The sequence below is a fragment of the Hymenobacter sp. DG25B genome, assembly GCF_000801315.1.
Taxonomy (GTDB): domain Bacteria; phylum Bacteroidota; class Bacteroidia; order Cytophagales; family Hymenobacteraceae; genus Hymenobacter.
Window position 1 is genome coordinate 1586003 of the sequence record NZ_CP010054.1, and the last position, 24608, is coordinate 1610610.

Sequence of the window (24608 nt, forward strand, 5' to 3'; positions counted from 1 at the left end):
TTACCACCGCCAGCAACGATAACCATGGACAACTTGCCTACCCAAGAGTTAGAAGCGCTGCGCTACATTCAATATGAGTGCCGCGACGCTATCGGCTATATCACCCTGAACCGGCCCGACAAACGCAATGCGCTGAGCGCCGACATGGTGACGGAACTAAAGCTGGCCTTTGCGGCGGCGGAAGATGATGAGACCTGCAAAGTAATTGTGCTGCGGGCGGCCGGGGAGGTATTCTGCGCCGGCGCCGACCTGGCCTATATTCAGGAGCTGCAAGGCTTTGGCTACACTGATAACCTGGCCGACAGTACCCACCTGATGCAGCTCTTTCACCAGATCTATACCCTGAACAAAGTAGTAATTGGGCAGGTACAGGGCCACGCCCTGGCCGGCGGCTGCGGCTTGGCTACCATCTGCGACTTCGCTTTCACGGTGCCCGAAGCCAAATTTGGCTACACCGAGGTAAAAATTGGCTTCCTGCCGGCCATTGTAAGCGTATTTCTGCTGCGTAAAATAGGGGAGGCCCGCACCAAGCAGCTGCTGCTCACCGGCGACATCATTACGGCCGATAAAGCCGCCGAGTTTGGTCTCGTCAACTTTGTGGTGAGCCGGGAAGAGCTGGCCGATAACGTGCTCCGGTTTGCTCGCCGCCTGTGCACCGAAAATTCCGGGCAGAGCATGGAGCTGACCAAGGAAATGCTGGCTCGCATCCCGGAAATGCCCTTGGAGGATAGCCTGCTGTATGCGGCGCAAATGAATGCCGAAGCCCGGGGCTCGCAGGACTGCCGCCGCGGTATTGCCGCCTTCCTCAACAAGGAGAAAATTTCCTGGGATTAAATCCAAACCCTATAAACCGGCCTGACTTTGTTGCTTTCCGCCGCAAAGTCAGGCCGTATATTGTTTATCTTGCCGGACTTAGCCCAAACTTTCCGCAGTAGGCAAGGCCTGTTTTCTCAACTTTTCGCTTTTCTGCTGGTTAGCAGCACATGACAACGCTGGCAGCCGTAGCCGTTACCACAGCTACTTTTCTGGGAATGGAATTCGTGGCCTGGGGCATGCACAAATATGTGCTGCACGGGCCGTTGTGGTTTTTGCATCGTTCCCACCATGTGCGGCACCCGCACCGCTTTGAACGCAACGACTTCTTTTTCCTGTTTTATGGGTTGCTCTCCATGCTGTTTATCATCTATGGCTCGCCGGCCAAAGACTGGCGCTTTTGGGTGGGCACGGGCATTGCCGCCTATGGCACGGTGTATTTCTTTGTGCACGATGTGCTGATTCACGGGCGGATGCGCTTCTGGCGGAAGTCGCGCAATACCTATTTGCGAGCTTTAAATATGGCCCATAAAATGCATCATAAAGCTACTGGCCGGCATGGCTCCGAGGAGTTTGGAATGTTGTGGGTATCGCCTAAGTACTATGCTATGGCTTGGCGCCGGGCTACCCAGGCGCCAGCGCGTGCTGCTCATAAAGAAAGAATACGCTAGTGGGACAGTTTTCAATCAGCGACCTGGAACAGCTTTCCGGCATTAAGGCGCACACCATTCGGATGTGGGAGCAGCGCTATGGCATTCTGCAGCCCGTGCGTACGGCTACCAACATCCGTACGTATTGCGACGATGACCTGCGCCGCCTGCTGAACGTGGCCACTATGTGCGCCCGGGGCCACCGCATTTCGCGGGTGGCTCAGCTAAACCCCGATGAGCTCAACCAGGCCGTTATTTCCAGCCACGATGATGCCCACGACTACTGCCAGCAAGTAAACTCCCTGCTGGCGGCCATGCTGGAAATGGATGAGCGCCGCCTTTGCTTCCTGCTGGACAGCGCTATTAAGGAACTGGGCTTTGAAGAAGCCATTCTGCAGGTGGCCTATCCATTTTTGCAGCGCATAGGGGTGCTCTGGCAGGCAGGTTCCGTAAATCCGGCCCAGGAACACTTGGTTACCAATCTGCTGCGGCAGAAAATGATGGTGGCCATTGACAGCCTGCCTCCGGTGCAGCCGGCCCAGGCCCGGCGCTGGGTGCTGTTTTTGCCGGAAGGAGAAATGCACGAGCTGGCGCTGCTGTTTATGAACTATGCCCTGCGCTTTCGGGGGCAGCATGTGCTCTACCTGGGCCAGAACCTGCCGGTAAAAGACTTAAGGTCCGTGTGCGAAACCTATAATCCGCACGCACTGTGCACCGTAATGACGGCCCTGCCGGAGCGCGACCAGGTGCAGGATTACATAGAGCAGATTCATACGCTGTGTCCCGAGGTAATGCTGTATCTCTATGGTCCGCTGGCCCAGCAGGAAAGCCTGCGCCTGCCACCCAACACCGTCCGGATGCGCCTGATAACAGACTTTCTGGCGCTGGCCGGCCGTTTGTGCACCTGCCCGCAGGAACTGGTGGCTTCCTAAAGCCACCCAGCCGGGGCCCGGGCCCGGCTTTTTCCTCCTTATTGCTCTCTAAGCTGCCTCCCGGCCATTCGGAAGGGGATAGGCAGAATTATGTACTGCCCGAATAGATCCTGATTATCAGGCGCTTCGTACGTTCATAGGGTCAGTAGAAAGAAAAAAGTCGGTTGTGAAAAATTTTCTTTTGCACAATGGTACATCTTTCAATTCTTCCCGTATATTTGTTTAACTTTTTGCCACGAAAAGCTAAACAAGATGACATCTCTGGAATTTACCGACCAAGTACAAAAGATTTCCTACTCTTTGAAGCCCGTGGCGATGAACCTGACCCGCGATGCTGACGATGCCAAGGATTTGGTGCAGGAAACTCTGCTGAAGGCGCTGCTGAACAAGGACAAGTTCAAAGCGGGCACCAACCTGAAGGCATGGTTGTACACCATCATGCGCAACACGTTTATCAACAACTACAATAAGATAACGAAGCGCAACAGCAATATTGATAGTACGGACTACTTCCAGTACTTCAATACCGATGAAAACTACATTACCCACAACGGCGCCACCAGCGACTTTGTGGTAACGGACATAAACGAAGCCATTGCCGGCCTATCGGCCGACTACCGGACACCGTTTATGATGTACTACATCGGGTATAAATACCTGGAAATAGCTGAGAAACTGCAAATTCCAATCGGGACCGTAAAAAATCGGATTCACATTGCCCGAAAAGAGCTAAAAGACGTATTGAAGGTATACGCCCCCGGCGTGTAGGGAATAGGGAGAGAGTACAACCGCCCCGGGCGTAGACGGGCCGCGGGTGACGTCAGCCACAAGCTGTGTCGCTCGCGGCCCGGTTTTTTGCCCGTAGGGCCCATTTTTCCTTTTTAAAGGCCTTATAGGAGCCGGTAGCGGCCTTTTTTCGCTGCATGCTAAACAACTGCCCGGTTTGCTGGTATGCCTTCTGCGGCGGGCAGGGCAGGAGCCAACCACTACCGGCCCGGGCGCCAGGCGCCGCTCTCCCAGGAGGGTTGCTTAAAATCTGCGTAATCTGCAGGTAAATCTGTGTAATCTGTGGCAAAAGAAGTCATTGTAATTGGGGCCGGCTTTGCGGGCCTGTCGGCGGCTACCTCGCTGGCCCAGCGCGGCTACCGCGTGCAAATTCTGGAAAAGAATGAGGGCCCGGGTGGGAGGGCGCGGGTATTCCGGGCTGAGGGGTTCACCTTTGATATGGGTCCGAGCTGGTACTGGATGCCCGACGTATTTGAGCAGTACTTTGCCCGCTTTGGCCGGAAAGTATCCGATTATTATGACCTGCGCCGGCTGGATCCTTCCTACCAGGTAATTTTTAAAGGCCCGGAAGCCGTAGATATTCCGGCCCGGATGAGTGTGCTGCGGGCCTTGTTTGAGCGCTACGAGCCCGGCAGCGCCGCCCGCCTGGATGAGTTTCTGCGCCAGGCCGCTTATAAATATGAGGTCGGCATCAGCAAATTTGTGCACATGCCGGGCCGCTCCCTGCTGGAGTTTGCCGACCCACGCCTGCTGATAGATGCCGTGCGCCTGGATTTGCTGCAAAGCATGCACAAGCACGTGCGCAAGTTTTTTAAGGACCCACGCCTGCTGGAGCTGGTGGAATTTCCCATTCTTTTCCTGGGAGCTACTTCTCAGAATACGCCGGCCCTCTATTCCCTGATGAATTACGCCGACCTGGCCCTGGGCACTTGGTACCCCATGGGCGGCATGCACAAAATAGTGGAAGGCATGGTGCAGCTGGCCCGGGAGCAGGGCGTTACGCTGGAATATAATGCGCCGGTGCAGCAAATTGTAGTGGAAAACGGCCGCGCCACCGGCGTGCAAACCGCCGCCGGCTTCCGCCCCGCCGATGTAATAGTGGCCGGCGCCGACTACCACCACGCCGAGCAGCACCTGCTGGCTCCGCAGTGGCGCCACTACGATGAAGCTTATTGGGACAAGCGCACCATGGCGCCTTCTTCCCTGTTGTTTTATCTGGGCGTAAATAAGCGGCTACCCAAGCTGCGGCACCATAATCTGTTTTTCGACGAGGATTTCAGCCTGCACGCCCAGGAAATCTACGAACAGCCCCAGTGGCCCAGCAAGCCGTTGTTCTACGTATCGGCTCCATCCCAAACCGACCCTTCCGTGGCCCCCGAGGGCTGCGAGAACCTGTTTTTACTGATTCCGGTGGCTCCTAACTTAGCCGACCCGGAAGAAACCCGCGAGCATTACTACCACCTTATTATGGAGCGGCTGGAGCGCCATTGCGGCACCAGCATTCGGGATGCCGTGGTGTATAAGCGCAGCTATGCCCACCAGGATTTCGAGCAGGACTACCACAGCTACAAAGGCAACGCCTACGGCCTGGCCAATACCCTGCGCCAAACGGCCATTCTCAAGCCTTCGTTGAAAAGCAGCAAAGTGAGCAACCTGTATTTTACGGGCCAGCTCACGGTGCCGGGCCCTGGGGTGCCGCCCTCGCTCATTTCCGGGCAGGTAGTGGCCAAAGAAGTGGAGAAGGAGAATTAGTAATTAATAATTAAGAATTAAGAATTGGTAAAGCAGGAGAAACCCATGGCAACAAGCAACGCTGTATGGGCCCATTCTTCATTACTGATTCTTCATTATTAATTCAAAAAGAATGGACCACGTTGCCCTTTTTACTGAAACCAGCCGGGCCTGCAGCAAGCTCATTACCAATTGCTACAGCACTTCTTTCACGCTGGGAATTCGCACGCTGGACAAGCGGTTTCACTTGCCGGTGTACTCCGTGTATGGCTTTGTGCGCTGGGCCGATGAAATTGTGGACACCTTCCATAGCTACGACAAGGCGGCCCTGTTTGCGGATTTCAAGCGCCAGACCTACGAGGCCCTGGACCTGGGCCTGAGCCTGAACCCGGTGTTGCACGCCTTTCAGGACGTGGTGCATCAGTACGGCATCGACAGAGAGTTTATTGATGCCTTTCTGTTCAGTATGGAAATGGACCTGGATGACCGCAACTACAACCAGTCCTTGTATGAGCAGTACATCTATGGCTCGGCGGAAGTAGTGGGACTCATGTGCCTGCGCATTTTCTGCGAGGGAGACCGGGCCATGTTCGACCGGCTGCGGGAGCCGGCCCGGCGGCTGGGCTCGGCCTTTCAAAAAATAAACTTCCTGCGGGATATCCGCTCTGATTATGAGGAGCGGGGCCGCGTGTACTTTCCCGGGGTGCAGTATGAGCGGTTTACCGACGAGGTGAAGCGCGAAATTGAGGCCGATATCCGGGCCGATTTTGATGCCGGCTACGCGGGCATTGTGCAGCTGCCGCGCGCCGCGCGCCTGGGCGTGTACCTGGCGTATGTGTACTACCTGAAGCTTTTTCACCGCATCCGGCAGCTGCCGGCGGCCGGCATTCTGGGCCAGCGGGTGCGGGTGCCCGATAACACGAAGCTGCTTTTGCTGCTGGGTTCGTACTTTCGCTACCGCCTTCGGGCCATCTAGCCATGAACGTTTGTCTGCATGAACCGGCTCGCCTGCCTATTTCTTACTCTCCTTCTGACCCTCGCCACCTTCGTGTCCACTGAAGCCAACCCGTATTCCGTAGTTTCCCTGCGCCGCCAGTACCAGCAGGCCGCCGCCAGCAAAGAGGCCGGCGAGAAGTTTCATCAGCTGATGGCTGCCTACAAGCAGCAGGATGCCGTGGTGCTGGCGTATAAAGCCGCCGCCGAGGCCATCCGGGCCCGCGACGCTTCGATGTTTAACAAGCTCACTTACGTGCAGAATGCCAGTCAGCAGTTTGAAAAAGCCGTGAAACTGGATACAGATAATGCTGAAATTCGCTTTCTGCGCCTAAGCGTGGAAAGCAACCTGCCCACCTTTCTGGGCCTGAGTCAGCACGTGGAAGAAGACCGGCAGTTTCTGGTTTCCACGCTGCTGAAACACCCCGCTTCCGGCCTCGATGCCGATTCTTTTGCCCTGGTACGCAGCTTTTTGCTGGACCGGGGGCACGTTTCGGAGGCCGATGCCGCTAAGCTGGCGCGCCTGTAAGCTGCAGCCGTTAAACCCCCTTTTTCCGCCTCAAACAAAAGCAGCCCACCGCCGGGCTGCTTTTGTTTTGGAAGCGAGGCTGCCGGTGTTTGCGCTGAAGCTGCCAAAATTCTGTATCTTAAGTGCAATCCGGTCATAACCTTCTAACCGTAGAGTTGGTTACGCTGATAGCTATGCCGTACCACCTGAGCGTCCGTATCGACCCCAATTCTGGTTTTTGCTTCGGCGTGATCTATGCCATTCAGATGGCGGAAGATCTGCTGGAAGAACAGGGCTACCTGTATTGTCTGGGTGACATTGTGCACAACGACGAGGAGGTAGAGCGCCTGAAGCTGCGCGGCCTGCGCATCATTGATTATGAGCAGCTGGCTGCTCTGCGCGACGAAGCCGTGCTCATTCGGGCCCACGGCGAGCCGCCCAGCACCTACCAGATGGCCATGGAAAACAACCTCACGCTGGTAGATGCCTCCTGCCCGGTGGTGCTAAAGCTGCAAAACCGCATCAAAACCAGCTATGACCGGAAGGAGCCTATTTTCATCTACGGCAAGCACGGACACGCTGAGGTGCGCGGCCTATTGGGCCAGACCAGTGGTGAGGCTGTGGTGTTTGAAAACCTGGAAGAGCTGCTGCGGCATGAGCTGCCGGCCAACATTACGCTCTACAGCCAAACCACCAAAAGCACCGACTCCTTCTACCGCATCAAGAACGAGCTGGAGCAGCGCGGCTATCAGGTAAACGCCAACGACACCATTTGCCGCCAGGTAAGCAACCGCGACAAAGACCTGCGTAAGTTTGCGGCGCAGTTTGATCAGATAATCTTTGTCTCGGGCACGAAAAGCTCCAATGGCAAGGTGCTGTATCACGTCTGCAAGGAAACCAACCCGGCTACGCACTTTATTTCCAATGTAGCCGAGCTGCGGCCGGAGTGGTTTCAGCCCGGCCAGTCGGTAGGCATTTGCGGGGCCACCAGCACGCCTATGTGGCTAATGGAGCAAGTGCGCGACGCTCTGCTGGCGCTGTAAGTTGAAGTTGCCTGCCCGTTTTTTTCGCATATGCCTCTGCCAGCCGCCGTTTCTGCTCCTCGCCTAAAGCCCGCGCCGCTGGGTTATAAGGGGGTGGCCGTGGCCCTGCTGATACTTACATGCTGGGTGGCGCTGCTCGCTTATCTGCTGGCTTTTTACCGCCCCAACTGGCAAACCCCGGCCCCCTACCTGCTTCTTTTAGTACAAACGCACCTCTATACCGGCCTGTTCATTACCGCGCACGATGCCATGCACGGCGTGGTAAGCCCCAACAAGCGCCTGAACAATGCCATTGGCCTGCTCACGGCCGGGCTTTTTGCCTTTAACTGGTTTCCCGGCATGCTGCCTAAGCACCATGCCCATCACCGCCACGTAGCCACCCCCAACGACCCCGATTTTCACGACGGGCGCCACTCTGGCTTCCTCTGGTGGTTTGGGCGCTTTGCCTGGAACTACGTTACCGTAGGGCAGGTATTGCTGATGGCCGCCGCCTATAACGTGCTGAAGCTGTTTTTCCCGATGGCCAATGTTATAGCCTTCTGGATGGTGCCGGCTATCTTGGCCACGGTGCAGCTGTTTTACTTTGGCACTTATCTGCCGCACCGCGGCGAGCATGCCACCTCCAACCCGCATAAGTCGCGGAGCCAGCTTCGCCAGCACCTGTGGGCCTTTATAAGCTGCTATTTTTTTGGATATCATTATGAGCACCACGACCAGCCCTATCTGCCATGGTGGCGTTTATGGCAGGCAAAAGAAGCAAATAGCTGATTTGACCAACCTTACCGTAATAAAAAAATAATTTTATACTATAAAAAAATTCCTATTTTAGGAAGCAGAAGGAGCGTGTCAACTGCCGGAACGCTGTTTCTATCCGCCCTATGCTCCCTATTGCCCTGTTGCGTCGTCGTGGTATTGGTGTGCTCTGCCTGCTGGTAGGGGTGGTGCTGAGCGCCCGGCCGGGTATGGCCGCCCAGAAGGCAGCAGTACAGGAATACCAGCAGCCCGGCCAGCTTAGCCTGAACCCGGGCATGCTTTCATCACCAAACCAGAAAGAAGCGTTGCGCGTAGCCGAGCGGCAGCTCAAAACCCTCACCACGCTGCCAGCCCGCACGCGGGCGCATGTTCGTATGGCTACGGCTTTACTGGCGCTGCGCCGGTATAATGACGCTTTGCTACATGGCCGGCAGGCCCTGCAGGAGTTTCGGGCCAACGCCGACAGCCAGGGCGTAGCGCAGACATATCATCTGCTGGGGAGCGTAAATATAGCCCTCGGCGACAGTGGCCTGGCGCACCAACGCTACCAACAAGCCTTACAAGGTTTTACCCACCTGAACGATTTACGCAGTCAGGCCGCAGTACAGGAGCACCTGGGTGATTTATATGCCAGCCAGCACAGCTGGGAGCGGGCGCTGGGGAGCTATCAAAATGCCCTTAAAATCTGGCATAAGCTGAAGGAAGCCAGTCGGATAGCCGTGGCAATGCATGCCATTGGGCGCATGTATCTGGCCCAGCAGCAGTATAGCCGGGCCCTGTTTTATTTGCGCCAGAGCGTGCAACGCTCACAGGATCTGCACGATAGTATTGCCGTTGGCTATGTGCTGCAGAGTATGGGCGGCGTATACGCCAGTTTTGGGAGCTATGGGTTGGCCCGGGGCATCTATACCCAGGCCCTGAATCGGTTGCCTCGCCACCATGCCCCGCCCGTGTTGCAGGCTTCGCTCTATGAGAACATTGCCGCCATGCACGACTCTACCGGTAATCTGCCGGCGGCGGAGTATAATCTGCAGCAGGCCTTAGCCCTGGAGCGGCGTGGGGGCAGCAAAAGCCGCCTGAGCGACTTATACTATTCCCTGTCGATGATTTATCGGAAGCAGGGGCAAACGGGCGCTGCGCTGGATGCCCTAACTCGTCATGTAGATCTGGAAGACAGCGTGGCGGCTGAGACGCGCGCCATCCAGATAGCCGAGCTGCGCACCCGCTACGAAACCAAGAAAAAGGAACAGGAAATAGAGCTGCTGCAGAAAGAGCGGCTATTGCAGGAAGCCAATTTGCGCCGCCAAACAGGTTGGCGCAACGTCTTGGGGGTGGGGCCTTGCTCTTGCTGCTATTGGTGGGCGGGCTGTACCGGGCCCGGCGGCGGCAGGCCAGTATCAACCGCCTGCTCACCCGAAAAAACCAGGCCATTCATCGGCAGAAGGAAGAGCTGGACCGCCTCAACCGCACCAAAGACACGCTTTTCTCCGTCATCTCGCACGACCTCCGCTCCCCGCTTAGCTCCCTGTATTCTCTCCTGACGCTGTTGAACCTGGGAAGCTCCTCCCCACAACGGCTGGCGGAGCACTCCGTGCGGGTGTCGCGGGCGTTGGATGCTACCTTGCACCTGCTGGATAATTTGCTGAACTGGTCTATGGCGCAGATTCGCAATGAGGGCATGAAGCCTAAAGTGTTTGCGCTGGATGATTTGGTAGAAGAGTGCCTCACGCTGCTTCTGAATGATGCGGAGCGCAAAGAGCTTATGTTTCAGAACCATTTAACCACGCGCTGCTTTGTGCGGGCCGATGTGGACATGACCCGGCTGATTCTGCGCAACCTGATTGGCAATGCCATCAAGTTTACGCCGTCCGGCGGCTGTATTTCTATTGCTAACCGGCGGGAGGGGGCTTTCTGGGAAATAGCCGTGGCCGATACGGGCGTAGGTATTCCTAAAGCCGACTGGGACAAGGTACTCGGTATTGGGGTGCGCTCTACGTTGGGCACCGACCGGGAGCGGGGCACGGGGCTGGGCCTGCGCCTGTGCAAGGATTTTGTAGAGATGAACGGTGGCAAGCTCTCCTTTACCAGTGAGCTGAAAACGGGCTCCGTATTTCGGTTTACCCTGCCCGCGGTGGCCAAAGAAGCCCACCTACCCATAACTTCTGTGCAGGATGAGGCCGAAGATGCTAGTGTTGCCGCCGGATAAGGGTGCGGTTTACAATGCGCTCCGTTACCCGCTCCCGGTACGTTTGCCCCAGCGGTAGCGAATGGCCGCCCACCCGCACTTCCAGATTGCTCACCGATTCAATTTTGGCAGCATTCACGAGATAGGAGCGGTGCGTGCGCACAAACAAGCCGGCGGGCAGCTGCTCTTCCAGGTTTTTTAGGTTAACCAGGGTGAGGTGCGTGCGGCCATCGGCCGTATTAATTTTGGTGAAGTCTTTTAGCGCCTCAATAAATAAAACGTCACGGTAGTGCAGGCGCACAAACTGAGCATCGGTCCGGATAAAGAAGGAACCGTTGCCGGAGTGCATGTCGTTGCCCTCGGTATCGGTAAAGCTGGTGCGCAGAATGCTGGCTACTTTATTGACGGCCTTGAGGAAGCGCTCCAGGGAAATAGGCTTCAGCAGAAAATCGATGACATCCAGATTAAAGCCCTCCATGGCGTATTGCGGGTAGGCCGTCATCAGGACTACCAGCGGGGGCTGGCGGAGGGAGCGTACCAGGTCCAGCCCGCTCAGGTGGGGCATGGTTACATCAGAGAAAAGTACCTGCACCTCATGACTGAGCAGATAAGTATGCGCCTCCAGGGGGTCGGTGAAGGCGGCTTTCACCTCCAGCACCTCCGTCATGGATACGTAAGCCTGCAGCAAGTCCAGCACCAGCGGATCATCATCAAGAAGCAAGCATGATATTTTCATACTCCGGATAGCTATTAGCTAGTTGTATTGGGGGGAATATAAAGGAAATAAATCAATTAATACTGAATATTATTTAAAAAATACATGCCTCTGAAAAAATGAATATCCAGGATATTGATGCCTTTCCACAAGGTACTGGTATACTTATTTGGTCGTTTGCTCTACTATACGCCATGGTAATCAATATTTTATATCAACTTAATACTCTGCCTCTTTACCTCTAATCAGGCCCTGGTAAACCAGGCGCTTCATTGAGTTATTCTGACCTCGCTTGCCACACCACCTATTGCTATGAGACAGCCAGCTTCGTCGGCCGTGCCTCCCATTCCGCCTGTGGTGTTGGGGGTAGATTTGAAGATAGAGCATCAGGAAGATCTGCGCCGTTCGCTTCGTTCAGCTTTTGGTATCAATACCCGCGCCATTCGGCTGCGCATAGACCCCAGCCTGGACCTGATCTACTTATCAGAGATTCAGCTGCCGGGCTCCCTGGACTGCCTGGAGGCCCTCACGCGGCCGGAAGTAATAGCCGTTATGCTGCGCAAAGCTTCTCTGGAATGGCACCCGGAGGAAGGCCATGCCATTGGCCGCGGCACGCCTACCCTGGCAGCACTGGAAACCGGCAACTGTTTTTTAACGGCCAATAATCATAAGATACATATTGCCAGCTTCACCAATCACTCGGCTCACCCCAACCATATTACCATGGAGCTGCTGGGGCGGCCCAACCTGCTGGAATACCTACGTACGGAGTGGTTTACCCTGGAAATATCCGGCACCAATCGGCGGCGGCTGGTCAGGCCGCTGGGCTTTAGCGTGCGGCTGGAGTTTGATGTGGTAGCCCAGCAGGCCTTAGCGGCCTAGGTTCCTTTTTCTTCCAGCAACAAAAAGCCCGCTACTGCTAGCGGGCTTTTTGTTGGTAGTAGGGGCAGGCAGCTTAGTGCGTGCTGTTGGTTTTTTTGCAGCAATCCGGCAGCCGCTCATAGGCCTTGTCATTAGCCATTTGAGCATCGGCATCGTAGCCGGTGCTTTGCACGGCGGTACGCAGGGCTTCGGCCGAGGTTTTATCCGGGCGGTAGGTGACCGTCAGTATTTTAGAGGGAACATCAAGCACCGCGGCCTGCACGCCTTTCTCATAAGCCATGGACTTTTCCAGCCGGGCCTTGCACATGTCGCACACGGCGGAGGTTTTAATCTGAAGCTGCTCAGTAGCGGGACCTTTGGTTTTGGTCTTGGTTTTTTCCTGCGCCTGCGTGAGTTGAGCCGAAAACAGAACTACGAGAGTGAGCAAAAGCGCTTTGATAGATTTCATAGGGTAAAAAGCTAAAAAGAGGGGAAAAGATTCAAGGTTACTCAAGTCGGAAGCGCAGGCCCATGTAGGTCAGGCGGCCGTAGGTAGGCCCCCAAACCATGGCCGCATCAAATGTGGGTCCAAATGGGTCGGCGGCGCCCATAATGGGGTCTTTCTGCCGATAATCCAGCAGATTCTCTACCCCGGCATATACTTCCCAGTGTTTGAAAGCGCGGGTAAGCTGGGTGTTAAACAGCGCAAACCGGGGGGCATAGGCTAAGGCACCTTCATCGAAGCTGTGTTGGTGGTCGGCCTTGCCGGGTGCCCCGGCCAGGGGACGTCGGCCAAAGCCCTGCATGGTCAGGTCGGCGCGCCACTTGTCAAAAGCCGTGGCATAGCTCAAATTCAGGAACAGACGGTTTTTGGGCGTGAGCACCTTGGGCAGCAACTCGCCGGCGTAGGTAGTGCGCACATCCAGGTACTTGTAAGCCGCTTTGGCCTGCAGGCCTTTGAGAGGCTCAATCTGCACTTCAGTTTGCAGGCTGCGGGAGAAGGAGCGCCCATTCAGGTTACCCAAGCGCAGGTAATCCGGGTTCAGGTACATATCGGCCACCACCTGGTTCTGGAACTCGGTGTGGTAGTAGTCGGTGATGAACGTAGCGGCGCGGCCGGCTACGGTGAAGTACTGCGTAAAGCTGCCGCCTACGTTCCAGGCCCGCTCGGGCGTTAGGTTATTATCAATTACAAACCGGCGGGAGCTGACGAGCATTCCGCTGTTTTCGGCTAGGGGGTTGGCAGTGCGGAAGCCCCGGCCCGCTGCCAGGCGCAGCACCGTGTTCTTGGTAGCATCAAACTTCACGTTCAGGCGCGGCGTCAGAAACCAGCCGTAGAGGTTGTGGTGGTCGAGGCGCAGGCCGGTTACCAGGGTCAGATTTTTGGCGTTCTGGTAGGTGTATTCGGCAAATGCACCGGGTACCCGCTCCAAGCGGTTGCGGTGTTCCACAGGAATAGTTTTCTGCTGGAATACCTCCCGGTAATCATCATACAGATAGCTCAGGCCCGTGCGGTAGGTGTGGGCGGTAGTGCCCAGCACACTTTGAAACAATAGCGTGGCCTGGCCCGTGCGCTGGGTGCCATCATAGGTGGTGCGCCCGTATTGGGAGTTAAAATCGTGGTTGGTGCCGGAGAGCAGCAGGCCCAGACTCTGGTAGGGCCGGCCGGCCCAGGTGTAGGAGGTTTTGGCATAGCCGGTGTAGCGGTCGGTGGTGAGGGTGGTGCCGTAGTGCGTGGTGTCGTTGGCCTCCTTGCGGAACTGCAGCTGGCCGCCTTCCCGGGTTTCGCGCAGCGCGCCCAGGCCCACCTCCGTTACGATGCCTTTGCCGGTGTTATACTTCCACTTATTAAAGGCATTGTACTGCGTAGCCAGGGGCAGGTCCATAAACCCATCTTTGTTCCGGTCTACGCGGCGGCCCAGGTGGTCGGAGTGCAGCAGCAGCACGGTGCTCAGCTTATTGGTGAGGCGGGCGGAGGCGTTCAGGTTCAGGTCGAATTTGCCCAGGTCGTTGCCGTAGGCATTAAAGGAGAGCCGGTCGGTTTTGTCGGGCTCCTTCAGGCGCACGTTCACCTGGCCGGATATGCCTTCGTATCCATTCACCACCGAGCCCATACCCTTAATGATATCGATGCTCTCAATCCAGGTGCCCGACAAATAGCTTAGGCGGTAGGGGGTGGAAAGGCCCCGCAGGGCGGGCTGATTATCTACCGTCAAAAGAGAATAAGCCCCATCCAGCCCCAGTAGTTGGATCTGCTTGGCTCCGGAAACGGCATCGGTGGTAGACACCTCCACCGCGGCATTCGTTTCAAAGCTTTCAGCCAGGTTGCAGCAGGCCGATTTGGTTAGGTCCCGGCTGGTAATAACCTGCGTATTGGTAGGCGTGAGCGAAGAGTAGGAGAGGGCCTGTGCTTCTACGCGCACTTCCTGCAGCTCGGCATTGCGGCGCAGGGCTACGCGCAGGTAGGGGCTGCCGGTGGCCGCTACGTTTACGGTATCGGCTTTGTAGCCCAGAAAGCTGACTATCAGCTGGCTGGCCTCGGCTCGTGCTGGCCGCACCAGAGAAAAGGCGCCTTTATCGTCGGTAGTGGTGGCATCGGTAGTACCCAACCAGCGTACTACGGCGCCGGGCACGGCTGAGGCCGTAGCGGCATCGGTTACCTGCCCCCGCACCGGCGCTATGGCCGCCGACTGCGCCTGGCTGGCCACCGCGCCCAGGGAAAGGGCGCCCACCAGCAGGAGGCGGGGCATTTCAAAGAAATTCATAATAATGGAGGTAAAGCGGTTATTCAACACACTCGGGCCGAAAGACATAGGCTAACCGGCCCGGCTGCCAGGGCAGCACAGGGTTGAAAACAACTATACCACCAGGGTGCAGACAAACGTCAGCAGCACACGCCCGGCCCGGGCACCAGGCGGGGAAGAATCAGAAGCGTGCCAAGCGCTGGCCTGCCGGGCCAACGAAGCCGAAGGAATACCGGGCCAACTGGGCGCCACAAACGCAGCCGTCATCCAAGCAGGGAGCAGCACTTTGCTCCAGGCGTGCTCGGTGCCGGGTACGCTCAGCTTGTGCAGGTGGGCTTTAAAGTCGCAGCAAGGGGCTTTGAGCTGGAACTTGCCAGCGTCAGACTTAGCCGCGGCCGGCATAGCAGTGCCGCAGCCGTGCTGGGGCGTGGTAAAAACCAGCTGCGCCGTACGCTGCCCGCTGCTCCGGCATACATGCTGCTGCACCGTGAACCCTACCGAGGCGGTAAGGACCAGCAGCGCCAGCCAGGCACTAAACAGCCGATGAGCAAGGGGGCGTTTCACAGATACAAAGATACACAGCCAGAAGCAGGGTTGCGTGCAAACCAGCCGCCGGGGTGTATATAATCCGGGCCTGAAATGCTGCCGGCCATCGTCCGCATCCCACAAAAAACACGGATATTTGCCGGCCTATTGGTAGGAAATAAGAGGGGGCGAGGACGAGGGATAAAACAGTTGGTGGTAGTTGATTGACCCCGGCGGATTAAGGACCAAAAACGGCGCTGATGGTGTAAAGTGGGAGCCGGTTTTCTGGACCTGACATTCTGTCAAAGGCCTTTCCACTTTCTTCCAAGAAGGAGCACGATGCCCCCTTGAATATTCAAAAAACCCTTTCTATTGGCTTGAAATGCGGTTTTTGGATTGTGGTAGAAAATGGTAAATCGTGGTTGTGTTTTGCCGGGCAATGTGTACTTTTGCTAACATCCCTGAAACGCGCCCCACTTAATTCATGAATCTTCTCTCTGGCGAATACGAGTGCAAGCTGGACCCGAAAGGGCGCCTGGTGCTGCCCGCCAAGGTGAAGGGGAACCTGCCGGAAGCCTCCGGCAACCAGTTGGTGCTGGTGCGCGGCTTTGAGCCCTGCCTGGTGCTGTACCCGCGGGAGTCCTGGCGTGTAATTCATGATAAGGTGATGGCGCTGGATGAGTTCAATGAGGAGTACCGCCAGTTTCAGCGCAACTTCTTCCGGGGCATGACGGAGGTAGAGCTGGATAACATCGGCCGCTTTATGCTGCCCCGCACTATGCTGCGCTACTCCGGCATTGAGAAGGAAGCCATTATTGTGGGCCTCGGCAACCGCTGCGAAATCTGGGAGCCCGAGCGCTACGAAGAATACCTCATCAAAGACCAGCAGAGCTTCTCCAAGCTGGCGCAGAAATTCCTGACCACCGAAACTGGCCCTGCTGGCCCCCTGGCCGCATGAGCACCGAATACCAGAACGATACCGCCTACCACCGCCCCGTCATGCTGGCCGAATGCCTGGCCGGGCTGGATATGCAGCCCGACGGCCGGTACGTAGACGTGACGTTTGGCGGCGGCGGCCACTCAGCCCGCATGCTGGAGCGCCTTACCACCGGCCACCTCTACAGCTTTGATCAGGATGCCGACGCGGAGCGCGAAGCCGCCCAGCTGGCCCGTCCGCAGTTCACCTTTATCCGCAGCAACTTCCGTAACCTTTACCAGGAGCTAGCCCAGCGCAACGCTCTGCCCGTAGATGGGCTGCTGGCCGACCTGGGCGTATCCTCCCACCAGTTTGATACCCCGGAGCGCGGCTTTAGCACCCGCTTTGATGGCCCCCTGGACATGCGCATGAACTCCGAGGATGGCCCCAGCGCCGCCGACGTAGTAAATGAGTACGAGGAAGCTGCCCTGCACCGCATTTTTGGGATGTACGGCGAGGTGACCAACGCCCGCACCCTGGCCCGCACCCTGTCCACCGCCCGCCGCGGAAATTCCATCCAGACCATTGGCGAGCTGAAAAAGGCCATTGCCAGCTGCATGCCCCGCGGCAAGGAGAATAAGTACCTGGCCCAGGTATTTCAGGCTTTGCGCATTGAGGTAAACGATGAAATGACGGCCCTGCAGGAAATGCTGGAGCAAACCGCCCGGGTATTGCGCCCCGGCGGCCGGCTGGTAGTCATGTCCTACCACTCCCTGGAAGACCGGCTGGTGAAGAACTTCATGGCCAAAGGAAAATTCTTCGGTGAAGCCGAGAAAGACCTTTTCGGCCACACGCACGTGCCCTTTGAGGTGCTCACGCGCAAGCCGGTAGAAGCGTCGGCGGAGGAAGTAGCTGCCAACAGCCGCGCCCGCTCAGCTAAGCTGCGCATTGCAGTTCGCAACACGTTCAATTCTGAATTTTAAATGATAAATTCTGAATTAACCTTCCTCGTCCATTCAAGGCCAACCGAAATTTTAAAGTTTGCCTGCCAAGAAGCACTATCTACCCATTCATAATTCAGAATTCAAAATTCAGAATTAAGTAAACATGGCCCTTAACACGCTCCGTCCGCCTTCCTCGCAGCCCCGGGCCAATGTGCCCCGGGAGGTGGTGCCGCCGGCTCCCGCTCCGGAGCCGCCGCGCGAGCCAGCGCGCGAAAAGCCGGAGCGCCCGCGCCCCACACGGCCACGCAGCACCTGGAGCGTTTTTTCCCTGCTGGACCGCCTCGCCAGTATGGATGGGTTGTTCCGCGAAGGGCTGCCCGTGCGCTTTTTGCCGCACGTGCTCTTTATCATGTTCCTGACGCTGGTTTACATCGGCAACACGCACTACGGCCTGCGCATGAATCGCAGCATTCAGAAGCTGAAGCTGGAAACTGAAGACCTGCGCGCCGACTACACCACGCTGAAATCAGACTACATGGAGGCCAGCAAGCAAAGCGAGGTGGCCCGCAAAGTAGCCGCCTACGGTCTGGTGGAAAGCTCCTCGCCGCCGTTCCGCATTACCGTGCCCGCCGGCCGCCTGGATGCCGCCGAGCTGGATACCAAGCCCTTGCTGACGGCTGACTCCGTAGCGGCCCAGGCCGTGGCCGACTCCGCCGCCCGTGCCAACCCGCCCGCCGCCGAAGATGAGCCCGTGGATGTAGGTGCGCCGCCCGTGCCGGTGGGAGTGCCCACCACTGAGGCTACTGAAACCGGCTTACAACAACCCAAAGCAAAAACTACCGCCAAGCCTTCTTCCAATCGTTCAGCCAACCGCCGCAATGAAAGGAAACGTTAAAAAATCCATTGTTACCCGCGTCCGCCTGGCATTCCTGGGCGTTTGCCTGTTTTCGGCGGCAGTGGTGTGGAAGGTGGCGCGCATTCAGTTTAACGAAGGGGAAAAGTGGCGCGCCCTGGAGCAGGAGCGCCGCATTGTGTACCAGCCCGTGTTTGCCACCCGCGGCAATATCTACTCCGATAACGAGAGCATCATGGCTACCTCGCTGCCCTTCTACCGGGTGGCCTGGGACCCTTCCGTGGTAAATGAGCAGACTTTTCGTGGTGGGGTAGATTCCCTGGCGCTGCTGCTTTCGCAGTTTTTCAAGGACCGCAGCCCGCAGGAATACCGCCGCAAGCTGGTGAATGCCAAGCGTGCCAGGGACCCGGCCGTGCGCTACCTGCGCCTCAACTCACGCCAGATCAACTTTCAGGAGAAAAAGCTGCTGGCGCAGTGGCCCATTTTCCGGGCCGGCAAAAACAAGGGCGGGGCTATTTTTGAAAAGGTAGACAAGCGCTTCCGGCCCTTCGGCGGGCTGGCCCAGCGCACCATTGGCTTCATCAACGAAGACAAAAACGGTGCGGGCCTGGAGTATACTTTCAACAAGCACCTGGCCGGCAAAGACGGCGAAGCCCTGTTTGAGCGCCTGCCCGGCGGCAACAAGCCCATTTACGATGGCACCGAGGTGAAGCCCGTGCCCGGCTACGACGTGAAAACCACCCTGGACATCAACCTGCAGGACGTAGCCGAAAATGCCCTGTACAAGTCCCTTGTAGATAACAATGCCCAGTATGGCTGCGTGATTCTGATGGAGGTGAAAACCGGCGAAATCAAGGCCGTGGCCAACCTGGGTAAGGTGGCCGAGGGCATTTATAAGGAAGACTACAACTACGCCATTGCCGACCAGGGCCGGACCGAGCCGGGCTCCACCTTCAAGCTGGCTTCCATGATGGCCCTGTTTGAGGAAAACCCCGACATCACCCTGGACGACATGGTGGACACCGGCAACGGCCGCGTATACGTGGGGGGCGCCGTAAAAACGGACTCACACGGCTACGGCAAGATTACCGTGAAGCAGGTGTTCGAGAAATCCTCCAACATTGGCGTGGCCAAGCTGGTAGATCATCAGTTCAGCAAAGACCCCAGCAAGTACACCGATTACCTGAAGAAGTTTGGGCTGGATAAACCGCTGGGCTTCCAGATGGCCGGCGAGGCCCGCCCCTACGTGAAAGACCCCACCGACCGTAGCTGGAGCCGTACCTCGCTCACTACCATGAGCATTGGCTACGAGCTGAAGCTGGCGCCCCTGCAAACCCTGGCTTTCTATAATGCCGTGGCCAACGATGGCGTGAAGGTGCAGCCCATTATTGTGCGGGAAATCAAGCAGGCCGATAAGGTGCTGGAGCACTTTGAGCCCCGCATCCTGAATCAGAAAATCTGCTCGGAAGAAACGCTGGCCAAAGTGCGCGCCATGATGGAAGGCGTGGTAACGGAAGGCACCGCCCGCGGCATCCGCTCCGCCGACTTTACCATGGCCGGCAAAACCGGCACCGCCTGGAAATTCAAGAACGGCGCCTACACCAAAGTATATTCCACCAGCTTCTGCGGCTATTTCCCCGCCGATAAGCCCAAGTACAGCTGCATTGTGGTGGTCGATTCGCCCAAGAACGGCCGCATTTATGGCGCTGACGTGGCGGCCCCCGTTTTCCGGGAGCTGGCCGACAAAGCCATGGCCCGCGACGCCGCCAGCCAGCGGCCCCTGCTGGCCCGGGCGCCCGTCAACAAAAAGCGCATTCCCTACGTGGGCGGCGGTATGCAGGATGAGCTGCAGCTGGTGTGTGAGCGTATTGGTCTGAAAAGTGAAAGTCAGGCCGATGGTGACGACTGGGTGCGTACCGAGCAGACGGACAGCAATACTAAAACCCTGGCCTTGCAGGTGAATCCTATTAAGCGCGGTCGGGTGCCTAACGTGGTGGGCATGACGCTGCGTGATGCTTTGTTCCTGCTGGAAAACCGCGGCTTGCGCGTGCGCCTGAACGGCACTGGCCGGGTAAAGGCGCAGTCGATAGCCGCTGGCACGCCCTTGCAGCGGGGCGCTACCGTGATGCTGGAGCTGCAGCCTATTGGCCAGAAAGCGGCGGCTCCGGCCCCGCTGCCGGCTCCGGAGGCTACCAAGCTGGCCGAAAACAAGCTGCTGACCCCCGCCGACCCCGACCCTGCTAAAACCCGGGCCGCCCTGCTGGAAAAGCAGCGCCGGCTCAAGCAGCAGCTCACCCAGGAAGACGCCGACGCGCCGGAAATCAAATCTAAATCGAAAGCTAAAGTATAACGCTCCGGCACCGGGCTACCTGCCCGGCCTAGGCTCTTTTTCTGCATGGAATCTTCTCTCTCGCACCCCCTTTCGTTTCTGCTGACCGGCCTGAATGTAGTGGCCCAGCACGGCCCGGCCGAGGTGGCAGTGCGCGGCCTTACGCTGGACTCGCGGCAGGCAGCTCCCGGGCTGGCCTTCTTCGCCCTGCGCGGCGCCGCTACTGATGGGCACCAGTTTATTCCGAAGGCGGTGGAGCAGGGGGTAAGCGTTATTTTCTGCGAAGAGCTGCCCACCGAGCTGAACCCCGCCACCACCTACGTGCAGGTGCCCGACAGCGCGGCCGCCATGGCTTTTGTGGCCGCCGCTTTCTACGGGCAGCCTTCCCGCAAGCTCAAGCTGGTGGGCATTACGGGTACCAACGGCAAAACCACCTGCGCCACGGTGCTGCACAAGCTCTTCCGGGAGCTGGGCTACCATGTGGGCCTGTTGAGCACGGTGCAGAATCAGATTGACGAGGAGGTAATTCCGGCCACGCACACCACGCCCGATGCCATCCGGCTGAACGAGTTGCTGGCGCGTATGGTGCAGGCCGGCTGCTCCCACGTGTTTATGGAGGTAAGCTCCCACGCCGTGGTGCAGCACCGCGTCACGGGCCTGCACTTCGCGGGCGGTGTGTTTACCAACCTCACCCACGACCACCTCGACTACCACGGCACATTTGATGAGTATCTGAAAGCCAAAAAAGGCTTTTTCGATGCGCTGCCGAAAACGGCGTTTGCCTTGACCAATGCTGACGACAAGCGCGGCATGGTGATGCTGCAGAACACCGCCGCCCGCCGCGAAACCTACTCGCTGCGCGGTCCGGCCACGTTCCGGGCCCGGCTGATTGAAAATGCCGTGCATGGCCTGCACCTGGAGGTAGGCGGCCACGAAGTGCAGTTCCGCCTCATTGGGGTGTTCAACGCTTATAACATCCTGGCCATTTATGGCGCGGCGGTGCTGCTGGGCGAAGATGCCGCCGAGGTGCTCACCGTACTATCGGGGCTGACCTCCGCGCCCGGGCGTTTTGAGCCGGTGGTTTCAGCGAAAACCCGCGTAACGGGCATTGTAGACTACGCCCACACGCCCGATGCGCTGGAAAATGTGCTCGATACCATTGCCGATATCCGCCAGCCCCAGCAGCAGGTGATTACCGTGGTGGGTTGCGGCGGCAACCGCGACGGGGCCAAGCGCCCCATCATGGCCAACCTGGCCTGCAAGGGTTCCGATAGAGTAATTCTGACTTCGGACAACCCCCGCTTCGAAGACCCCAATGATATTCTGGCCCAAATGCAGGCCGGCGTACTGCCCCAGGACCTGGGCAAAGTACTCACCATTGCCGACCGGCGCGAGGCCATCAAAACCGCTTGCGCCTTGGCCGGCCCCGGCGACATTGTGCTGGTAGCCGGCAAAGGCCACGAAACTTATCAGGAAATCAAAGGCGTACGCTCCGCCTTCGACGACAAACAGACACTACAGGAAATGTTTACGCTATTGGGAAAATGAAAATAACCCAGCTAATAGCGCCGACTATGAACCAGTAGTACTTCAAAATCTGCTAAAACACAACCTTTGACCCCAACCCAAAAAGCGGAATATTTGCAGTAAGGAAACTACCTCTCTGTTATCAGCTGAACCCTGCGCCCATGCTCTATTACCTTTTTACGTATCTCTATAAGACTTACCACCTGCCGGGCGCGGGTGTTTTCCAGTTTATTTCGTTTCGGGCGGCCATGGCGGTGGTTACTTCGCTCATTATCGCGCAGTTTTTTGGCAAGCCGCTCATCCGCATCCTTCAGCGCAAGCAAATAGGGGAGAGCATCCGCGACCTGGGCCTGACGGGCCAGATGGAGAAAAAAGGCACACCTACCATGGGCGGCCTCATTATCCTGCTGGCCATTCTGGTGCCGGTACTGCTGTTTGCCAAGCTTGATAACGTGTACATCGTGCTGATGCTGCTGAGCACCGTGTGGCTGGGCCTGATTGGGTTTGTGGATGACTACATCAAAGTAGTAAAGAAGGATAAGGAAGGCCTGGCCGGGCGCTTTAAGGTGCTGGGTCAGATTGGTTTGGGTCTTACGGTAGGTTGGGTGCTGTTCTTCAGCAAGGACGTAACCGTGCGCCAGTACCTGCTGCCCAACGGGGAGCTGTCGGCGGTAGATGCCAGCACCGTGTATCAGGATGTGAAGCTGATGATTACCACCATTCCCTTCGCCAAAAACAACGAGCTGAACTACGGCAACCTGTTCAGCTACGCCGGCCCGTACTTCAACGGGCTGTACAGCATCCTCTACATTCCCATTGTTATTCTGATTATCACGGCCGTATCCAACGGCGCGAACATCACCGATGGTCTCGACGGGCTGGCGGCCGGAACTTCGGCCATCATTGGTATTACGCTGGCCATTTTCGCCTTCGTGAGCGGTAACTCGGTTTTGGCTGATTACCTCGACATCATGTACATCCCCAACTCCGGGGAGCTGGTAATCTTCTGTACGGCCTTTGTGGGGGCGTGCGTGGGTTTCCTGTGGTACAACAGCTATCCGGCGCAGGTATTTATGGGCGACACCGGCTCTTTGGCCATTGGCGGCATCATTGCGGTGCTGGCCCTCATTGTGCGCAAAGAGCTGCTGATTCCGGTACTGTGCGGCATTTTCCTGATTGAAAACCTGTCGGTAATGGTGCAGGTGGGCTACTTCAAATACACCCGCCGCAAGTACGGCGAAGGCCGCCGTTTGCTGCGCATGTCACCGCTGCACCACCACTACCAAAAGCTGGGCTACCACGAGTCTAAAATTGTGTCCCGGTTCTGGATTGTGGGCATTATGCTGGCCGTGCTCACGCTCGTAACCCTGAAGCTGCGCTAATATGAACATCGTAATTCTCGGAGCGGCAGAGAGTGGAGTAGGGGCGGCCCTGTTGGCGCAGGCCAAAGGCCACACCGTGTTTGTCTCAGACCGGGGCCCCATTCAGCTGCCCTACAAGCAAAAGCTGATGGCGGCTGGCATTCCCTACGAGGAAGGCACGCACACCCTGGAGCGGGTGCTGGCGGCGGATGAAGTGGTGAAAAGCCCCGGTATTCCGGAGAAAGCGCCCGTCATTCAGGCCCTGCGCGAGAAGAAGACGCCCATTATCTCGGAAATTGAGTTTGCCGGCCGCTATACCAAAGCCAAATGCATCTGCATTACGGGCACCAACGGCAAAACCACAACCACGCTGCTCACCTATCACCTGCTGAAAGAAGCCGGGCTGAAGGTAGGCCTGGCGGGCAATGTGGGCTTTTCGCTGGCCGAGCAGGTTATTCAGGATAAGCACGAGTACTACGTGGTGGAGCTGAGCTCTTTCCAGCTCGATGACACCCACGACTTCCAGCCCTGGGTGGCGGTGCTGCTCAACATCACCCCCGACCACCTGGACCGCTACGGCTATTCGCTGGAAAACTATGCGAAAGCCAAGCTGCGCATTGCCCGCAATCTGGACAGCAACGGGTATTTCATTTACAATGCCGATGACGAGGTAATTCAGCAGGAGTTTGCCGCGGCTTTCTACGAAACCAACCAGCTGCCTTTCAGCCTGCACCACCGCCACGACTACCACCTAGCGGCGTATTACACGGCCGAAGACCGGATGTGTACCAACCTGAACCCCGGCCTAGCCACTGGTGGCCAGGAAATCAGCACGGCTGCCTCACCGCTAATTGGGCAGCATAACAAGCAAAATACGCTGGCTGCCGTGCTGTGCGCCCGGGTGGCGGGTCTGGAGCCCGAGCAGATTGAAGCAGCGCTGGGTACCTTCCGCAACGCCGACCACCGCTTGCAGCCCGTTGGCGAAATCAACGGCGCCATGTTCATCAACGACTCCAAAGCCACCAACGTGGAAGCGGCCTGGTATGCGTTGGATGGCATCCATCAGCCCATTATCTGGATTGCGGGCGGCACCGATAAAGGCAACGACTACACCTCCCTGGTACCGCTGGCCCAGTCCCGTGTGAAGGCCCTGATTTGCCTGGGCGTGGACAACGAAAAGCTGAAAACCGTTTTTGGCCCCGTGGTGCCGCACCTGGAGGAAACGCAAAGCGTGGCCACCGCCGTGCGCCGCGCCGCCGAGCTGGCCGCGCCCGGCGACGTGGTGCTGCTCTCCCCGGCCTGCGCCTCCTTCGATCTGTTTAAAAACTACGAGGACCGCGGCCGGCAATTTGCCCAGGCGGTGGAAAAAATGAGCGCTGAGATGTAAAGACCACATGTCAGGCAGAGCCCGCTCCGGCTGACAGCAGATTTTAAACGAA

The 24608-nt window shown here is 57.4% G+C and carries 23 protein-coding genes; 19 read left to right on the forward strand and 4 right to left on the reverse strand.

Translation table 11 applies throughout. From position 1 onward, the window contains the following. Positions 1 to 24 precede the first annotated feature (24 nt). The 11 genes from PK28_RS06775 (at position 25) to PK28_RS06830 (ending at position 10415) form a co-directional block, all read left to right on the forward strand. On the forward strand, positions 25 to 834 hold the full coding sequence (locus PK28_RS06775) for an enoyl-CoA hydratase/isomerase family protein (RefSeq protein ID WP_044512687.1): 810 nt from the start codon (positions 25 to 27) through the stop codon (positions 832 to 834). A gap of 149 nt (positions 835 to 983) precedes the next feature. Beyond that, positions 984 to 1484: a sterol desaturase family protein gene (locus PK28_RS06780; protein ID WP_044512689.1), complete on the forward strand. Its 501-nt coding sequence runs from the start codon at positions 984 to 986 to the stop codon at positions 1482 to 1484. Continuing rightward, positions 1484 to 2395: a MerR family transcriptional regulator gene (locus PK28_RS06785; RefSeq protein ID WP_044512691.1), complete on the forward strand. Its 912-nt coding sequence runs from the start codon at positions 1484 to 1486 to the stop codon at positions 2393 to 2395. The genes PK28_RS06780 and PK28_RS06785 overlap by 1 nt, the downstream gene beginning before the upstream one ends. Before the next feature lie 252 nt (positions 2396 to 2647). Next, positions 2648 to 3163: a sigma-70 family RNA polymerase sigma factor gene (locus PK28_RS06790; RefSeq protein WP_044512694.1), complete on the forward strand. Its 516-nt coding sequence runs from the start codon at positions 2648 to 2650 to the stop codon at positions 3161 to 3163. Between the two features lie 300 nt (positions 3164 to 3463). Then, positions 3464 to 4933 (forward strand): bifunctional phytoene desaturase/3,4-desaturase, encoded by a 1470-nt coding sequence (gene crtID / locus PK28_RS06800; protein WP_044512710.1) that lies wholly within the window; start codon positions 3464 to 3466, stop codon positions 4931 to 4933. A gap of 112 nt (positions 4934 to 5045) precedes the next feature. Then, positions 5046 to 5888 carry a phytoene/squalene synthase family protein gene (locus tag PK28_RS06805; protein WP_044512713.1) on the forward strand — a complete coding sequence of 281 codons (843 nt, stop codon included), beginning with the start codon at positions 5046 to 5048 and terminating at the stop codon, positions 5886 to 5888. Between the two features lie 72 nt (positions 5889 to 5960). Continuing rightward, positions 5961 to 6434, forward strand: a complete 474-nt coding sequence (locus tag PK28_RS06810; protein ID WP_156126281.1) for a hypothetical protein — start codon at positions 5961 to 5963, stop codon at positions 6432 to 6434. A 173-nt stretch (positions 6435 to 6607) separates the two neighbouring features. Beyond that, positions 6608 to 7456 (forward strand): 4-hydroxy-3-methylbut-2-enyl diphosphate reductase, encoded by an 849-nt coding sequence (locus PK28_RS06815; protein WP_044512718.1) that lies wholly within the window; start codon positions 6608 to 6610, stop codon positions 7454 to 7456. Between the two features lie 30 nt (positions 7457 to 7486). Next, positions 7487 to 8224 (forward strand): fatty acid desaturase, encoded by a 738-nt coding sequence (locus PK28_RS06820; RefSeq protein WP_044512720.1) that lies wholly within the window; start codon positions 7487 to 7489, stop codon positions 8222 to 8224. A 110-nt stretch (positions 8225 to 8334) separates the two neighbouring features. Beyond that, positions 8335 to 9750, forward strand: a complete 1416-nt coding sequence (locus PK28_RS06825; RefSeq protein ID WP_044512722.1) for a tetratricopeptide repeat protein — start codon at positions 8335 to 8337, stop codon at positions 9748 to 9750. Next, entirely contained in the window at positions 9735 to 10415 is a 681-nt protein-coding gene (locus tag PK28_RS06830) for a sensor histidine kinase (RefSeq protein WP_231576247.1), read from the forward strand. The genes PK28_RS06825 and PK28_RS06830 overlap by 16 nt, the downstream gene beginning before the upstream one ends. Here the strand turns inward: PK28_RS06830 and PK28_RS06835 are convergent. After that, entirely contained in the window at positions 10396 to 11130 is a 735-nt protein-coding gene (locus PK28_RS06835) for a LytR/AlgR family response regulator transcription factor (protein ID WP_044512726.1), read from the reverse strand. The genes PK28_RS06830 and PK28_RS06835 overlap by 20 nt on opposite strands. A gap of 291 nt (positions 11131 to 11421) precedes the next feature. Between PK28_RS06835 and PK28_RS06840 the strand changes: the two genes are divergently transcribed. Next, entirely contained in the window at positions 11422 to 11991 is a 570-nt protein-coding gene (locus tag PK28_RS06840; RefSeq protein WP_156126283.1) for a hypothetical protein, read from the forward strand. A gap of 73 nt (positions 11992 to 12064) precedes the next feature. Here the strand turns inward: PK28_RS06840 and PK28_RS06845 are convergent, their stop codons facing one another. The 3 genes from PK28_RS06845 to PK28_RS06855 all read right to left on the reverse strand — a co-directional run bounded on the left by PK28_RS06845 (position 12065) and on the right by PK28_RS06855 (position 15278). Beyond that, positions 12065 to 12439 (reverse strand): heavy-metal-associated domain-containing protein, encoded by a 375-nt coding sequence (locus tag PK28_RS06845; RefSeq protein ID WP_044516479.1) that lies wholly within the window; start codon positions 12437 to 12439, stop codon positions 12065 to 12067. A gap of 37 nt (positions 12440 to 12476) precedes the next feature. Further along, positions 12477 to 14735, reverse strand: coding sequence for a TonB-dependent receptor (locus PK28_RS06850; RefSeq protein ID WP_044516481.1), 2259 nt, complete (start codon positions 14733 to 14735; stop codon positions 12477 to 12479). Positions 14736 to 14828: 93 nt separating this feature from the next. Continuing rightward, complete coding sequence (locus PK28_RS06855) at positions 14829 to 15278, reverse strand: HYC_CC_PP family protein (protein ID WP_044512730.1); 450 nt, start codon at positions 15276 to 15278, stop codon at positions 14829 to 14831. Positions 15279 to 15723: 445 nt separating this feature from the next. Here PK28_RS06855 and mraZ point away from each other — a divergent pair, with 445 nt between their 5' ends. The 7 genes from mraZ (at position 15724) to murD (ending at position 24556) form a co-directional block, all read left to right on the forward strand. Then, positions 15724 to 16197 (forward strand): division/cell wall cluster transcriptional repressor MraZ, encoded by a 474-nt coding sequence (gene mraZ, locus PK28_RS06860; RefSeq protein ID WP_044512732.1) that lies wholly within the window; start codon positions 15724 to 15726, stop codon positions 16195 to 16197. Next, on the forward strand, positions 16194 to 17138 hold the full coding sequence (rsmH, locus tag PK28_RS06865; protein ID WP_071885079.1) for a 16S rRNA (cytosine(1402)-N(4))-methyltransferase RsmH: 945 nt from the start codon (positions 16194 to 16196) through the stop codon (positions 17136 to 17138). Before mraZ ends, rsmH begins: the two co-directional genes overlap by 4 nt. Positions 17139 to 17262: 124 nt before the next feature. Continuing rightward, the gene (locus PK28_RS20720) at positions 17263 to 17994 is read left to right on the forward strand and encodes an FtsL-like putative cell division protein (protein WP_065814132.1); all 732 of its coding nucleotides are present in this window, start codon (positions 17263 to 17265) and stop codon (positions 17992 to 17994) included. After that, entirely contained in the window at positions 17978 to 20302 is a 2325-nt protein-coding gene (locus tag PK28_RS06875; protein ID WP_082016999.1) for a PASTA domain-containing penicillin-binding protein, read from the forward strand. The genes PK28_RS20720 and PK28_RS06875 overlap by 17 nt, the downstream gene beginning before the upstream one ends. Positions 20303 to 20347: 45 nt before the next feature. Then, entirely contained in the window at positions 20348 to 21829 is a 1482-nt protein-coding gene (locus PK28_RS06880) for a UDP-N-acetylmuramoyl-L-alanyl-D-glutamate--2,6-diaminopimelate ligase (RefSeq protein WP_044512734.1), read from the forward strand. A 140-nt stretch (positions 21830 to 21969) separates the two neighbouring features. After that, complete coding sequence (gene mraY, locus PK28_RS06885; protein ID WP_044512736.1) at positions 21970 to 23190, forward strand: phospho-N-acetylmuramoyl-pentapeptide-transferase; 1221 nt, start codon at positions 21970 to 21972, stop codon at positions 23188 to 23190. Position 23191: 1 nt separating this feature from the next. Beyond that, positions 23192 to 24556: a UDP-N-acetylmuramoyl-L-alanine--D-glutamate ligase gene (gene murD / locus PK28_RS06890; protein ID WP_044512738.1), complete on the forward strand. Its 1365-nt coding sequence runs from the start codon at positions 23192 to 23194 to the stop codon at positions 24554 to 24556. The last annotated feature ends 52 nt before the right edge of the window (positions 24557 to 24608 follow it).